The 14259-nt window shown below is 67.0% G+C and carries 13 protein-coding genes and 1 riboswitch; of the genes, 6 read left to right on the top strand and 7 right to left on the bottom strand.

All coding sequences use genetic code 11. The features are described 5' to 3' along the window. Positions 1-7 precede the first annotated feature (7 nt). From A7G45_RS10930 to A7G45_RS10915, 4 genes are read right to left on the bottom strand one after another with little or no spacing between them, the layout of a single operon-like run. Positions 8-1492: a flavin-containing monooxygenase gene (locus tag A7G45_RS10930; RefSeq protein WP_029121369.1), complete on the bottom strand. Its 1485-nt coding sequence runs from the start codon at positions 1490-1492 to the stop codon at positions 8-10. A 12-nt stretch (positions 1493-1504) separates the two neighbouring features. After that, positions 1505-2425: a reductase gene (locus A7G45_RS10925; protein ID WP_029105034.1), complete on the bottom strand. Its 921-nt coding sequence runs from the start codon at positions 2423-2425 to the stop codon at positions 1505-1507. Positions 2426-2437: 12 nt separating this feature from the next. Continuing rightward, positions 2438-3295 carry an SDR family NAD(P)-dependent oxidoreductase gene (locus A7G45_RS10920; protein WP_090563052.1) on the bottom strand — a complete coding sequence of 286 codons (858 nt, stop codon included), beginning with the start codon at positions 3293-3295 and terminating at the stop codon, positions 2438-2440. Then, entirely contained in the window at positions 3295-4284 is a 990-nt protein-coding gene (locus A7G45_RS10915) for an alpha/beta hydrolase (RefSeq protein ID WP_260936747.1), read from the bottom strand. The genes A7G45_RS10920 and A7G45_RS10915 overlap by 1 nt, the downstream gene beginning before the upstream one ends. A gap of 89 nt (positions 4285-4373) precedes the next feature. Here A7G45_RS10915 and A7G45_RS10910 point away from each other — a divergent pair, with 89 nt between their 5' ends. Continuing rightward, entirely contained in the window at positions 4374-5426 is a 1053-nt protein-coding gene (locus A7G45_RS10910; RefSeq protein ID WP_260936745.1) for a ferredoxin--NADP reductase, read from the top strand. Between the two features lie 7 nt (positions 5427-5433). Here the strand turns inward: A7G45_RS10910 and A7G45_RS10905 are convergent, their stop codons facing one another. Beyond that, positions 5434-7188: an MFS transporter gene (locus tag A7G45_RS10905; RefSeq protein ID WP_260936742.1), complete on the bottom strand. Its 1755-nt coding sequence runs from the start codon at positions 7186-7188 to the stop codon at positions 5434-5436. A 126-nt stretch (positions 7189-7314) separates the two neighbouring features. Beyond that, positions 7315-7429: riboswitch (TPP riboswitch) on the top strand. On the opposite strand from A7G45_RS10905, the gene thiC reads away from it, so the two are divergent. From thiC to A7G45_RS10880, 5 genes are all read left to right on the top strand, one after another. Continuing rightward, complete coding sequence (gene thiC / locus A7G45_RS10900) at positions 7421-9043, top strand: phosphomethylpyrimidine synthase ThiC (RefSeq protein WP_020100612.1); 1623 nt, start codon at positions 7421-7423, stop codon at positions 9041-9043. It overlaps the preceding riboswitch by 9 nt. Positions 9044-9050: 7 nt before the next feature. Further along, positions 9051-9881, top strand: a complete 831-nt coding sequence (thiD, locus tag A7G45_RS10895; RefSeq protein ID WP_260936738.1) for a bifunctional hydroxymethylpyrimidine kinase/phosphomethylpyrimidine kinase — start codon at positions 9051-9053, stop codon at positions 9879-9881. Then, positions 9878-10504: an alpha/beta hydrolase family protein gene (locus A7G45_RS10890; RefSeq protein ID WP_260936736.1), complete on the top strand. Its 627-nt coding sequence runs from the start codon at positions 9878-9880 to the stop codon at positions 10502-10504. The genes thiD and A7G45_RS10890 overlap by 4 nt, the downstream gene beginning before the upstream one ends. 14 nt (positions 10505-10518) lie before the next feature. After that, positions 10519-12006: a flavin-containing monooxygenase gene (locus A7G45_RS10885; RefSeq protein WP_260936734.1), complete on the top strand. Its 1488-nt coding sequence runs from the start codon at positions 10519-10521 to the stop codon at positions 12004-12006. A gap of 16 nt (positions 12007-12022) precedes the next feature. Further along, positions 12023-12304: a DoxX-related protein gene (locus tag A7G45_RS10880; RefSeq protein ID WP_020100616.1), complete on the top strand. Its 282-nt coding sequence runs from the start codon at positions 12023-12025 to the stop codon at positions 12302-12304. 60 nt (positions 12305-12364) lie between these two features. Here the strand turns inward: A7G45_RS10880 and A7G45_RS10875 are convergent, their stop codons facing one another. Beyond that, complete coding sequence (locus tag A7G45_RS10875) at positions 12365-13570, bottom strand: MFS transporter (protein WP_260936731.1); 1206 nt, start codon at positions 13568-13570, stop codon at positions 12365-12367. Then, positions 13567-14205, bottom strand: a complete 639-nt coding sequence (locus A7G45_RS10870) for a GntR family transcriptional regulator (RefSeq protein WP_260936730.1) — start codon at positions 14203-14205, stop codon at positions 13567-13569. The genes A7G45_RS10875 and A7G45_RS10870 overlap by 4 nt, the downstream gene beginning before the upstream one ends. Between the last annotated feature and the right edge of the window lie 54 nt (positions 14206-14259).

Genomic DNA, 14259 nt, shown 5'->3' with positions numbered 1-14259 from the left:
GCGGATTCTATGCGGTCAGGACCGACGCACCGCTGGTCTGTTCAGCAGTGATCTTGAAGTCGTGCAGATTGACCGCCTTCAACTGGTTGACGTACTGGGTGGCGAACCCCGGGAACATCGTCGCGTTGAAGCCGTCCTCGGTGAGGTACCAGCTCTGGCAGCCTGAGTTCCACGTGGTGGACTGCAGCCGCTGCTGGATGTCCTCGTTGTAGCGTGCCTGCACCTCGGGACGCACGTCGAGCGACTTCCACCCGAACTGCAACAGCTTGGAGATCGCCTCGACGATGTAATCGATCTGCGCCTCCATGTACACCAGCGCGGAGCTGTGGCCGGGGCCGGAGTTGGGTCCGAAGGTGAAATACAGGTTGGGGTAACCGGATACCGCGACGCTGCGGTAGGCGTACGCACCCCGGCTCCATTCCGCGGCGAGCTCCCGGCCGTCGATGCCGATGACGGGGAACGGGGTACCGGCCTTGGACACCTCGAAGCCGGTGGCGAACACGATGGCGTCGAACTGGTGCTCGATGCCTTCGACCGTCCGGATTCCCTTGGGCGACAACCGCGCAATGGGCCACGTGACCAGCTTGCAGTTGTCGGCCTGCAGCGCCGGGTAGTAGTCGGCGGTCATCAGCAGCCGCTTGCAGCCGGCCGAGAAGTCGGGGGTCAGCTGCCGGCGCAGCCACGGATCCTTGACCTGCAGGCGCAGATTCGCCAGGCTCACCGCTTCGACGACCCGGGTGAACGGGCTGTCCCACACGACACCGAGCGCGACCGACTCATGGCCCCAGAACCACGCCGAGCGGGCGAGTTTCTCGGCGAAGGGCACGTCCTTGTAGATCCGCTTCAGCCAGCCGCTGGTCGAACCGTTGAGGCGCGGGATCACCCAGCCGGGCGTGCGCTGGAACACCTTGACCGACTTGGCGACCTTGACCAGTTCCGGGACGATCTGCACGCCACTGGCGCCGGTGCCGATGACCGCGACCTTCTTGCCGGTGAAGTCGTAGTCGTGATCCCAACGGGCACTGTGGATCTTGTGGCCCTCGTAGGTCTCGATGCCTTCGATCTTCGGGAAGCTGGCGTTCGCCAACGGCCCCGAGGCGACGATCACGGCGCGCGCCTGCACGGGTTCGCGACCCTCGAAGTTGACGGTCCACTCCCCCGCCACCTCGTCGTACTCCACGCCGGTCACGTTGTGGCCGAAGCGGATATGCGGCGCGATACCGAACGACTCCACCATGTTGTCGATGTAGCCGAGGATCTCGTTGCTGCCGGAGTAGGTGTGTGACCAGTCCGGATTCGGCGCGAAGCTGTAGGAATACAGGCGCGACGGGATGTCGCACGCCGCACCGGGATACGTGTTGTCACGCCAGGTGCCGCCGACGCGCGTACCACGTTCGAAGATCTCGAAATCGGTGATGCCCTGGTCTTTGAGACGGATGGCGGCGCCGATGCCGGCGAACCCGGCACCGATGATGGCTACAGAGAGTGTCATTGGTGAATTCCTTTACGCGACCGGCTCGTAGGTCATCTCGTCCGACCAGCTCGGCGTGTACCGCACCAGTGGCATCGGGATGGCGCCGGTGACGACCACCAGCGAGTCGGCCAGCCAGTGGTACTTCGACGTGCGGTCGATGACCTTCTTGGCGTGCCATGAGACGAACCGGTACATCGGCACCCGGCGCGCGAAAGCGCTGCGCTCACCGACGCTTTGGAAGCGGCGCATCGCCTGGTACAGGCGCTCCTCGTTGACGCCCATGGCGACGATGTTGTCGCGCATCTTGTTCAGCAGCGGGAAGTAGCTCAGCGTGCCGACGACCAGTGCCGGGTTCATCCAGCTACCGACGAAGTCGACGGCCAGCTTGCGCATGTCGGCGTGGCCCAGGATGTCCATCACCTCGAAATCGACGGCCAGGTGGCGGGATTCGTCGGAGTTGATGCGCTTGAAGACCTCTTGCGCCACCGGATCCTTGACCTCATCGGTGATGAACTTGATCAGTGCGCCGTCCAGCGCCACCTCCAGCATGGGGATGACGGTGCCCAGGATCGACAGCGACATGCCGTCGGAGAACTTGTCGAGCCAGGTGATCACCAGCTGCACGTTGACGCTCGGCGGCGGCACCTCGTCGTTCTCGAGCATGCCCCAGCGCCGCATCAGCGCGAGCTCGGCGTTGGCGTGCTTCTGCTCCTCGGCGTGGAAGTGCTCGTAGATGCTCTTGAGCGTCGGCGTCGGCGCCTTGCGGGCCAGCGCGGCGAAGCCACGGGCGCCCACGTTCTCGATCCACATCAGGTCGGTCATGAACGGCTTGAGCTTGGCCCACAGTTCCGGCTCGATCAGCTCGGCGCCCGGTGCGTCCCAGTCGATGTCGGCCAGGGCCCACTGCTTGTCCTTGATGCGCTGCAGCATCTCGTCGAGATCCATTGCCATGATGGGTTCCTTTCAGTCCTTGGGAAGTACGCGTCCGAGTAGTCCGGCACCGCGGACGTACAGAGCCGGGAAGTGTCGCTTGAGATGCCAGATGACGGTGGCGTCGAGCTGCGGCACCACGTAGAGCCGGCCGCCGTCGTGCGCGTCCAGGGTGCGGGCGGCGACGTTGTCGGCGGACAGGCCGGTCCAGCGAGCCAACTGCTGGCTCAGGCTCATCGAGCCGGGGGTGATGCGGCCGTCGGTGAAGACGTTGGTTTTCACGAACGTCGGGCACAGGACGGTGACGGCGACGTCCGTGCCGTCGAGTTCGGCGGCGAGGGTTTCCGACAGCGACATCACGCCGGCCTTCGACACGTTGTAGGCCGCCATCGACGGCGCGGCGGCGAACCCGGCGGCCGAGGCCACGTTGATGATGCCGCCCCTGCCGGCTTCACGCAGCAGCGGAGTGAAGACCTCGCAGCCGTACACCACACCCCACAGGTTGATGCCGAGCGCCCAGTCCCAGTCCTCGAAACCGATGTCGCCCACCGGCTTTCCACCGATGCCGACACCCGCGTTGTTGATCACCAGCGTCGGTGCGCCACCGAAGATCTCCTGCGCCTGCTTGGCCAGGAGCTCGATGGCGGTGCGGTCGGCGACGTCGCACTGCACGGCGTGCCCCTTGCCGGTCGGCAGCTGGTCGATCAGCGCGACGGTCTCCTTCGCGCGCTCCAGGCTGATGTCCGCGCAGATGATCTCGCCGCCCCGGCGCGCGAGCTCGAGGGCGAACGACCGCCCGATGCCGCTGCCGGCGCCGGTGACCACCGCCTTCGCTTTGTCCGAGCGGCGCTGGCCGCGAAAGACATTCAGGATTGTGTCAAGGCCGATCATCAGCACACCTCTTCGAGCTCGTTGGATCGCTTGTAGGCATCGGCGATGAATGCCGCGGCACGGCGCAGTGCCGGGCCGGCCTCGGGTGCCAGATGCGGCAGGGCCTGGAAGACGTGCACCATGCCGGGCCAGACCTCGAGCGTGCTGGCACCGCCGGCGCGGCGCAGTTCGGCATCGAGGTAGCGGGCGTCGGCGCGCAGCATCTCGAAGCCGCCGACCTGAATCAGCATGGGTGGCAATTGATCTGCCTTGGCGAAGTCGAGGCGCAGCCGCGGATCGGCCAGGTTCTGCCCTTGGGTGTACAGCCCTACCATGCGCGCAGCCGCGGTGGCCGACATCGCCGGATCGCGGTACGACGCCTTCTCCTGCTCCAACGCCAGCCCGAGCGTCACGTCGATCAGCGGCGAGAACAGCACCACGCCCGCGGGCCGGAAGTCGGCGTCGCCGGCATGCGCCAGCAGCATGTCGCAGGTCAGGTGACCGCCGGCCGAGTCGGCGCCCATGACGATGTCCGACGCCGCATAGCCTTCCGACAGCAGCCACCGGTATCCGGCTTCGACGTCTTCGGCCGCGGTCGGGAACCGGTGCTCGGGAGCGAGGCGGTAGTCCACGACGAACATCGGCAGGCCCGTCGCCTCGGACAGGCGGGCCACCAGCTTGCGGTGGGTGCGCGCCGAGCAGATGACGTAGGCGCTGCCGTGCACGTAGTAGCCGGCGCGGCGGCCGAATTCGACACCCGGCCCGAGGACCCATTCGCCCCGCAGGTGCGGCGTGCGCACCGGGATGATTCGGGTGCCGCCGGGCATGGAGCCGGCGACCTCCATGATGGTGGCAATCAGTCCGCGCCCGAACCAAACGCCGGGCGTGTTCATGGGGATCACGCTGGTCAGATTTCCGAGCGTCCAGCGGGTCACGGTGGCCGAGAGCGTGGAGCGCAACGTTGCGCGGCTGGGTACCTCGGGCAGCGTTGCCCGATCAGTTTCCGTCACGCCGAATAGGTCACCACTAACTGTGCCATTTGTCAATGGCACAGTTAGTGACGACAATCTGACCTGGTCCTACGACGGAAGGCTTATCCATGACCGCATCGACAGCGTCCAGGTCACACGAGTTGACCGTGGTCGAGGTGATCACCGAGACCCCCGACGCCGTGTCACTGGTCCTGACGGCCGCGCACGACGCGCGTGACCAGTTCACCTACCAGGCCGGCCAGTTCCTGACATTGCGCATCCCGGCGCATGGCGGTGCGGTCTCGCGGTGCTATTCGCTCTCGAGCAGTCCGTCCACCGACGAGCACCTGAAGGTGACCGTGAAGCGCACCGCGGGCGGCCTCGCATCCAACTGGCTGTGCGACCACGCCAAGGCCGGAATGACGCTGGAATCACTCACGCCCGCAGGCGCTTTCACCGTCCGCCCGGCAGCGGGCGAACTGATCTTCGTCGCCGCCGGCAGCGGCATCACCCCGGTCATCTCGATGATCCGCGCCGTGCTCCTGCAGACCGGCCGCCGGGTGACACTCGTCTATGCCAACCGCGACCGCGAGTCGGTCATCTTCAACACCGAATTGACGGAACTGCTTGCGGCACATGTCGACCGGCTGACTGTCGCCCACTGGCTCGAGTCGGAATCGGGCCTGCCCACCCCGGCCGGGATGCGTACATTGCTGCCTGCCAAGCCTGGTGCCGACACCGCCGCCTACCTGTGCGGCCCAGCAGCATTCATGGACGTGGCCGCGGCCGCCCTGCACGACGCCGGCGTCGCCCGCGAGCACGTGCACCGCGAGGTCTTCGTCTCCCTGACCACGGACGCTTTCGCCGCGCCGGAGCCGGCAAGCGATGCTGGCGCGGACGGCGAGTCCGCCACCGCCACCGTCGAAATCGACGGCGATACCCACGAGATCAGTTGGCCCAAGACCCAGGTTTTGCTCGATACCCTGCTGGACAAAGGTATCGACGCGCCCTACGCATGCCGTGAAGGCAACTGCGGCGCGTGCGCGTACACCCTCCGTCAGGGCGAGGTTAGCATGCGCGTCAACGACACCCTCGACGACTACGAACTCGGCATCGGCGTCCGGCTGGCGTGCCAGTCACTACCCGAATCGGACTATCTGACAGCCATTTTCGACCGCTGATCGGCCGTCACGCCTCGTTGTCGGCGCCGGGCTCCGTGGCGTACGTACCCGGATTGAACATCGACGCCACGGCGCCCAGCAGCATCATGATCGCCGCCGCGCCGAACACCACGACCAGCCCGGAGTGGAACGGTTCGGTGATCAGCTGCGGGAAGAACGTCTGGCCGGTCAGCGTGCCTGCGTTGATGCCCGGCTGCTGCAGGGTGTGGAACGGGGCCAGCAGCTCGGCTATCGGGTTGTAGCCGAGGAAGGCCGCGAACAGGCTGCCGACCGGAGGTAGCCCGGCCACCTGCTGCGCGACGTCGGCCGAAACCCCCTGCTGCTGCAGGCCGCTGGACAGCGCGGACGGCAACGTGTTGGCCAGCCCGACGATCATCAGCGAGAAGAAGATGCCGATCGACAGCGAGTTGCCGGCGTTGAAGAACGTCGACCGCACCCCGGACGCCGCACCACGCTGCGCGGCCGGCACGCTCGACATGATGGCGGCCGCGTTGGGCGCGGTGAAGATGCCGCCGCCGACGCCGTTGAGGAACACCAGGACGGCGAACTGCCAGTAGTCGAAGTTGACCGGGATGATCAGCAGCGCAACGAAAGTCGCCGCCATCAGCAGCATGCCGCCGACCGCGAGCGGCCGGGCACCGAGCCGGTCGGACAGGGTTCCGGCGACGGGTGCCGCCACCAGGAAGCCGACCGTCGCCGGCAGCAGATAGATACCCGCCCACAGCGGCGTCGATTCGAAGTCGTAGCCGTGCAGCGGCAACCAGATGCCCTGCAGCCAGATGATCAGCATGAACTGCAACCCGCCGCGGCCGACCGAAGACATCAGGCCGGCGAGGTTGCCCATGCCGAACGTCGCCGATTTGAACAGCCGCATGTCGACCATCGGCGACTCGACCTTGAGTTCGACGATGCAGAACGCGACCAACAGGAGCAGGCCGACGGCGATCGATCCCAGCACCGCGGGGCTGGTCCAGCCCGTCGGCGAATCACCGTACGGCTGAATGCCATACGTGATGCCGAGCAGCAGCACCGTCAGGCCCACGCCGAACGTCGCGGTGCCCGCCCAGTCCATTCGGCCCGGACTGCGCGAGCCCAATTCGTGCAGCGAGCGGTAGCTCCAGATGGTGCCGATGATGCCGATCGGGACGCCGACCCAGAACACGGCCTTCCACTCCCATTCGGAGAGGAATCCGCCGATCAGCAGACCGAGGAACGAACCGGCAACGGCGGCAACCATGTTCACGCCGAGGGCCATGCCGCGCTGGTTGGCGGGGAAGGCGTCGGTCAGGATCGCCGACGACGACGCCATCAGCATGGCGCCACCGATGCCCTGGATCACGCGCCAGGCGATGAGCCACACCGCGCCGCCACCGAGATGAAACGGATCGAACGACAACGCGACGGCCGCCAGCGTGAAGACGACGAAACCGATGTTGTAGATCCGGACCCGGCCGTACATGTCACCGAGGCGGCCGAACGGCACCACCAGCACGGCCGTCACCACGAGGTAGCCCATCAGCATCCACAGCAGGTAGCTGACGTTGCCCGGCGCGAGCGGGTTCAGCCCGATCCCCCGGAAGATGGCCGGCAGGGAGATCAACACGATGGACGCATTGATCGAGGCCAGCAGGATGCCCAGTGTGGTGTTGGACAGCACGACCCACTTGTAGTGCGGGTGGTCGTGGTCCATCTGGACACGGCGGCGTGCGGTGGCGGCGAGCGCGGTGTCGCGCTGCCCGGTGAGCTCGGCTTCAGTCGTCATCAGTCGGTCTTCGCTCCAATATCAGAAAAACATATGTTAGCTATACAAACGACCGCATGACAATTCCGTCCCGCTCACCGGCCCGCAACGCACCCTTGCCTTCCGGCGCGCATCGACTACGGTGAACAGCGTCCGCGCGGGAGCGCACACCCTGGTGCGCTGAGAGGACGGCTTCATGGCGCCGTCGACCGTATGAACCTGACCGGGTAATGCCGGCGTAGGGAGTAAGCAGATGTCTGCAATTGCTGTATTCAACGACCTTTCCTGCGGCCCCATCCAGGGCAGCACGAAGGTTTACCGGGAGCTTCCCGACGGTGGAAAGGTCCCGTTCCGCCGGGTCAACCTGACCACCGGCGACCACCTCGACCTGTACGACACCTCGGGCCCGTACACCGACGAGAACGCCACCATCGACCTGGAGAAGGGCCTGCCCGCCCGTCCCGGTGTCGTCAAGGACCGCGGCACCCAGTTGCAGCGCGCCCGCAACGGCGAGATCACCGCCGAGATGGCGTTCATCGCCGAGCGCGAGGGTGTGCCGGCCGAGCTGGTGCGTGACGAGGTCGCCATCGGCCGCGCCATCATCCCGGCCAACCACAACCACCCCGAGCTCGAGCCGATGATCATCGGCAAGGCGTTCGCCGTGAAGGTCAACGCCAACATCGGCAACTCGGCCGTCACGTCCTCCATTTCCGAAGAGGTCGACAAGATGGTGTGGGCCACCCGCTGGGGCGCCGACACGATCATGGATCTCTCCACCGGCAAGGACATCCACCAGACCCGCGAGTGGATCCTGCGCAACTCCCCCGTCCCCGTCGGGACCGTGCCGATCTACCAGGCGCTCGAGAAGGTCAACGGCGATCCCACCAAGCTGACCTGGGAGCTGTACCGCGACACCGTCATCGAGCAGTGCGAGCAGGGCGTCGACTACATGACGGTGCACGCCGGCGTGCTGCTGCGCTACATCCCGCTGACGGTCAAGCGCGTCACCGGCATCGTGTCCCGCGGCGGCTCGATCATGGCGGCGTGGTGCCTGGCGCACCACCAGGAATCCTTCCTCTACACGCACTTCGAAGAGCTCTGCGAAATCCTGCAGCGCTACGACGTCACCTTCTCCCTCGGTGACGGTCTGCGTCCCGGCTCGATCGCCGACGCCAACGACGAGGCGCAGTTCGCCGAGCTGCGCACCCTCGGCGAGCTCACCAAGATCGCGAAATCCCATGGCGTGCAGGTGATGATCGAGGGCCCGGGCCACGTCCCGATGCACAAGATCGTCGAGAACGTCCGCCTGGAGGAGGAACTCTGCGAAGAGGCCCCGTTCTACACGCTGGGCCCGCTGGCGACGGACATCGCGCCGGCGTACGACCACATCACCTCGGCCATCGGTGCGGCGATCATCGCCCAGGCCGGTACCGCGATGCTGTGCTACGTCACCCCGAAGGAACACCTGGGCCTGCCCAACCGCAAGGACGTCAAGGACGGGGTGATCGCGTACAAGATCGCCGCGCACGCCGCCGACCTGGCCAAGGGCCACCCGGGCGCGCAGGACCGCGACAACGCACTGAGCCAGGCGCGCTTCGAGTTCCGCTGGCACGACCAGTTCGCACTGTCGCTGGACCCGGACACTGCCCGCGAGTTCCACGACGAGACGCTGCCGGCCGAGCCCGCCAAGACGGCGCATTTCTGCTCGATGTGCGGTCCGAAGTTCTGCTCGATGCGCATCACGCAGGACATCCGCGACGCCTACCCGGACGGGGTCGCGCCCGATTTCGCGGACGAGATCGCCCAGGGCATGGCAGAGAAATCCCAGGAGTTCGCTGACCACGGCAACCGGGTGTATCTACCCTTGACGTCGTGATGCGTCCGTGAACCTTCTGCCTTTGACCCCGCCGGGCGAAACGCCGCTGCGGGTGATGACCATCGCCGGCTCGGACTCCGGCGGCGGCGCCGGCATCCAGGCCGACCTGCGTACCTTCGCGATGCTCGGCGTGCACGGGTGCGTCGCCGTCGCCGCGGTGACGGTGCAGAACTCGTTGGGGGTCAAGGGTTTTCACGAGCTGCCGCTCGACATCATCAGCGGGCAGATCACCGCGGTCGCCGACGACATCGGCATCCAGGCAGCCAAGACCGGCATGCTGGCCTCGGCCGAGATCATCGGTGCGGTGGCGGAGACCTGGCAGAGCCTCGACGGTGACATCCCGCTGGTCGTGGACCCGGTGTGCGCGTCCATGCACGGCGACCCGCTGCTGCACCCCAGCGCGCTGAATTCGGTTCGTACCCAGCTGTTTCCGATCGCCACGCTGGTCACCCCGAACCTCGACGAGGTCCGGCTGATCACCGGCATCGAGGTGGTCGACGCGTCGACCCAGAAAGATGCCGCCAAGGCCCTGCATGACCTGGGCCCGAAGTGGGCCCTGGTCAAGGGCGGTCATCTGCGGTCCAGCGATCACAGCCCGGACCTGCTGTACGACGGCAGCGAGTTCTACGAATACACCACCGAGCGCATCGACACCGGTCATGACCACGGTGCGGGCGACACGCTCGCGGCGTCGACGGCTTGCGCACTGGCGCACGGCTTTTCGGTGCCCGACGCGGTGGCGTTCGGCAAGAGCTGGGTGACCGAGTGCCTGCGGGCGGCCTACCCGCTGGGCCACGGCCACGGTCCGGTCAACGCGCTGTTCAGGTTGCAGGCATGAGTCTCGAGGACATCGCGGGCATCGCGCACGAACCCGACGGGACGCCGACGGGCGTCGTGCTGCTCACGCACGGCGCGGGCGGTAACCGCGACGCCCCACTGATCGTCCGCATCTGCGACGAATGGGCTCGCCACGGCTGGCTCGCCATCCGCTACAACCTGCCCTACCGGCGGCGCCGCCCGAAGGGGCCGCCGTCCAACTCGGCAGCGTCGGACCAGCAAGGCATCGTCGAGGCGATCGAGCTGGCCCACACCCTGACCGACGGCCCGGTGATCGCCGGCGGCCATTCCTACGGTGGCCGGATGACGTCGATGGTGGCAGCACAGAGCGCCGACCTGGCGGCCCTGACGCTGTTCTCCTATCCCCTGCACCCGCCCGGCAAGCCCGAGCGGGCCCGCACCGAGCACCTGGGCCAGATCGAGGTCCCGACGGTCTTCACGCACGGCACGGCCGACCCGTTCGGCAGCATTGCCGAGCTCACGGCCGCCGCCCAGCTGATCCGGGCGCCCACCGAGCTCATCGAGATCACCGGCGCCCGCCATGACCTGGGATCCAAGACCCTGGACGTCCCCGCGCTGGCCGTCGCCGCGGCCCTTGTGTTCGTGGCCCGAAGCGGTACCTGAGGTACCGTCTGAATATGACGACGCAGCAGTTCGACGCGGTCATCGTCGGCGCGGGATTCGCCGGTATCGGTGCGGCCATCCAGCTCAAACGCCTCGGGATCGAGAATTTCACCATCCTGGAGCGCGAGGACGACCTCGGCGGCACCTGGTACGTCAACCACTATCCCGGGCTCGCGGTCGACGTGCCCACCACCACCTACTCGTACTTCTTCGAGCCCAACCCGAACTGGTCGCGCCTGTTCACCCCGGGCCCGGAGATCAAGCGGTACGCCGACGACGTCGCGGCCAAGTACGACGTGCGGCGGCACATCCGGTTCAACGTCGTCGTCAACGGCGCCCGCTGGGACGAGGAAGCCGCGCTGTGGCGCATCAACATCGCCGACGGTGAAACCCTCAGCGCCCGCTACCTGATCACCGCCACCGGCTTCCTGTCGCAGCCGAACATCCCGGCGATTCCGGGCATCGAGACCTTCGCCGGCCGCGTCATCCACACCACCGACTGGGATGACGACTACGACCCGACGGGCAAGCGCATCGCGGTCATCGGCACCGGCGCCACCGCGGTCCAGCTCATCCCCGAGCTGGCCAAGACCGCCGCCGATCTGACGGTGTTCCAGCGCACGCCCATCTGGGTGGTGCCCAAGATCGACCCGCGCTTCGGCGCCCGGGCCAAGAAGCTGTTCGCGCGATTCCCGTTGACGCAGCGCGCGCTTCGCTGGCTCACCGACTCGATCTACGAGGTCATGGTGTCCGTCGGGGTCCGGCACTACGGCATGTTCCGCGGCCGCTTCAACATCTCGGCCTCCGACCTGTCGAAGATGCACCGGTTCTTCGTCATCCGCGACAAGGACCTGCGGCGCCGACTGACCCCGGACTACGACTTCGGTTGCAAGCGGCCGACTTTCAGCAACGGCTACTACCAGGCCTTCAACCGCCCCAACGTGCACCTGCAGGACGCCGGCATCGACCGGATCGAGGCCGACGGCATCCTGGGCAACGACGGCGTCAAGGTCGAGATCGACACCCTGGTGCTCGCAACCGGTTTCGACCTGTGGGAGGCCAACTTCCCGGCCATCGAGGTGATCGGCCGCGAGGGCCGCGATCTCGGAAAGTGGTGGCGTGAAACGCGTTTCCAGGCCTACCAGGGCGTGTCGATGCCGTACTTCCCGAACTACCTGAGCCTGGCGAGCCCGTACGCGTTCCTGGGGTTGAACTTCTTCAACACCATGGAGTACCAGATGCGGCTGATGGACCGGCTTTTCACCGAGGTCAGGGCGCGCGGTGCGACGACGTTCGAGGTCACCGAGGAAGCCAACACGGCGTTCCTCGACCGGATGACCGAACTGCTCGGCGACTCGCTGTTCACGCTCGGCAACTGCGCCAGCGCCCACTCGTACTATTTCAATCCCGCGGGTGAGCCCACGCTGCTACGCCCGTCGTCGACCGAGACGGCAATCCGGGAAGCGTCCGAATTTCCGTTGAGCGACTACAAGATTTCGTGAGCAGAGAGGACCACAGGTGACCGACGCCGCTGAGAACACCGCTGGAAAGAAGGGCCTGCTGGCCGGGATCGGCCTGGCATTGGCCGGACTGGCGCACTTCGTCAAGCCCGACCTGTTCAAGGGCATCACCGCCACGGCGTTCCCGGAGGACATCGACAAGCACCTCAAGGTCAACGGATCGATCGAGACGGCGCTCGGCGTCGGCCTGATCGTGCCGCAGACCCGCAAAATCGCGACCGTCGGCGTCATCGGGTACGTCCTCTACCTGGCCGCCAACGTCGCCCGCAACCGCGCCTGACTTAGTGATTTGTGCACGATTTTCCGCGGTTGGCGCGGAAAATCGTGCACAAATCCCGGTCTAGGCGCGCGCCGGCAGGTGCTTGGACCAGCCTGCCGCGCAGATCACCGTGCACACCGCCGCCATCAGGCCGACGACGGTGAGCATCGCCGGGTAGCTGACGTAGTGGGCCAGCGCGGCGAGCACGGCGGGCAGCAGGAAGCCGACGTACGCCAGCGAGTAGTACACGCCCGACACCCCGGCCAGTTCGTGGGGTTCGGCGATGCGCTGAATCTCCAGCAGCCCGGACACGATGGCGATGCCGTACGCGCTGCCCAGCAGCATGGCCACCAGCACCGCGATGGCCGGTGAGCGCGTCACCGCCGTGGCGACCGCGGCGAACACCCCGGCCGACATCAGCACCATCGACACCACCACCGCGCGGGCGCTGGAATGGTCGTCCAACCGGCGGGCGATCGGTTGCACCAGCACGCCACAGGCGAGCGTCAGCACCGTCAGACCCGCGGTGTACAGCAGCGCCCATGGGCCCAGCCGGTCGGCGACCAGAGCCGGCACGATGGCGTACGCGATGGCCGCCGAACCGAACACCCAAGGCGCCATCGGCGCGACGACGCGGACGAAGCGGCGGTGCGTGGCGGCTGGAACCCGCAACTGGGACAACAGGTCTCCACTGACCCGAGCACCCCGGGTCTCGACCGTCTGCGTCAGCACCAGCCACAGCGCCGGCACGCACAGCGCCGCCTGCACCAGGTACGTCAGCGTCAACGGCAGCGGCGCGAACTGCGCCAGCAGGCCCGAGCACAAGGGGCCGATCGCCAGCCCCAGCGACAGCCAGATCGAGGCCCGCCGGGCGCCGGCCCCCGTCGCTGCGGTGTCATACGGCGGTGCGGACAGCTCCGCGATCCAGGTCGAACCGACGGCCATCGCGACACCCACGCTCAGCCCACACAGCAGCCGGCCGACGAAAAGTGCTGGGAATCCGCCCAATTCACCGGTCGCGAGAATCAGGCTGCCCAGCGCCGAGCTGATCAAGCCCGCGACCATCAATGGGCGCCGGCCGTACCGGTTCGACATGGCCGCCGCGACCAGCAGGCCGGGGATCAGGCCCAGCACGTAGGCGCCCAGCAGGACGTCGACGTCCACGCGCGAGTATCCGGCGCGGTGCACGTATTCGATCAGCATCGGGGTGAATTGGTTTCCGCCCCAACCGATGCAGAAGACACCGGCGGCGACGGCGAGCCATGGCTTCACACGGGCGCGACTCATCGCAGCACCACCTCGTACGTCGACTCGAGGTGCGCCAGCAGGCGGGCGTCGAACGCCGTCGCGTCGCGGACGTCGATGGCCTGGGCCAGCTCGGCGTGTTCGGCGATGAGCCGTTCGACGAGCGTCTGGTCGGCCTGCACGGCGTCGGCCATCATGCGGCGTTGCCGGTCGCCCAACGAGCCGTAGAACCGCTGCGCGATGCAGTTGCCGGCGGAGTCCACGATGTGCCGGTGGAAGGCGTCGTCGAGCTCGGCGAAGCGCGCCAGATCGGTGGCCGCGCCACGCTGCTGGTCGATCAGCCGGGCGAGTTCGGCAGCCACTGCCTGCGCGGTGGCCTCAGAACGGCAGAGGCGGCGCACAGCACTGCCCTCCAGCGCCAGGCGCATCTCGAGCAGGTCGGTGGCCTCACGCGGTGGGATCGGTACGACGACCGCGCCCCGCCGGGGCAGCAGGTCGAGCAGGTCCTCGGCCGCCAGACGCAGGAAGGCCTCGTGCACCGGTGTCCGGCTCACGCCGAGCTCCGCCGCGACTTCCACCTCGCTCAGCAGCTGCCCGCCCTTGACCGCGCCGACCAGGATCTTGCTCTTGGTGTCACGGTAGGCGCGCTCGCTGGCGGGAGTCTGATCAATGGCCACGGGACGACAGTAGCAACTTGCATGCAAGCTTGCATACAAGCAGTGACGGACCTA

The sequence above is a fragment of the Mycolicibacterium llatzerense genome, assembly GCF_025331195.1.
GTDB lineage: Bacteria > Actinomycetota > Actinomycetes > Mycobacteriales > Mycobacteriaceae > Mycobacterium > Mycobacterium llatzerense.
Note: the sequence above shows the minus strand (reverse complement) of the source record. Positions and strands in the feature narration are given on the sequence as shown.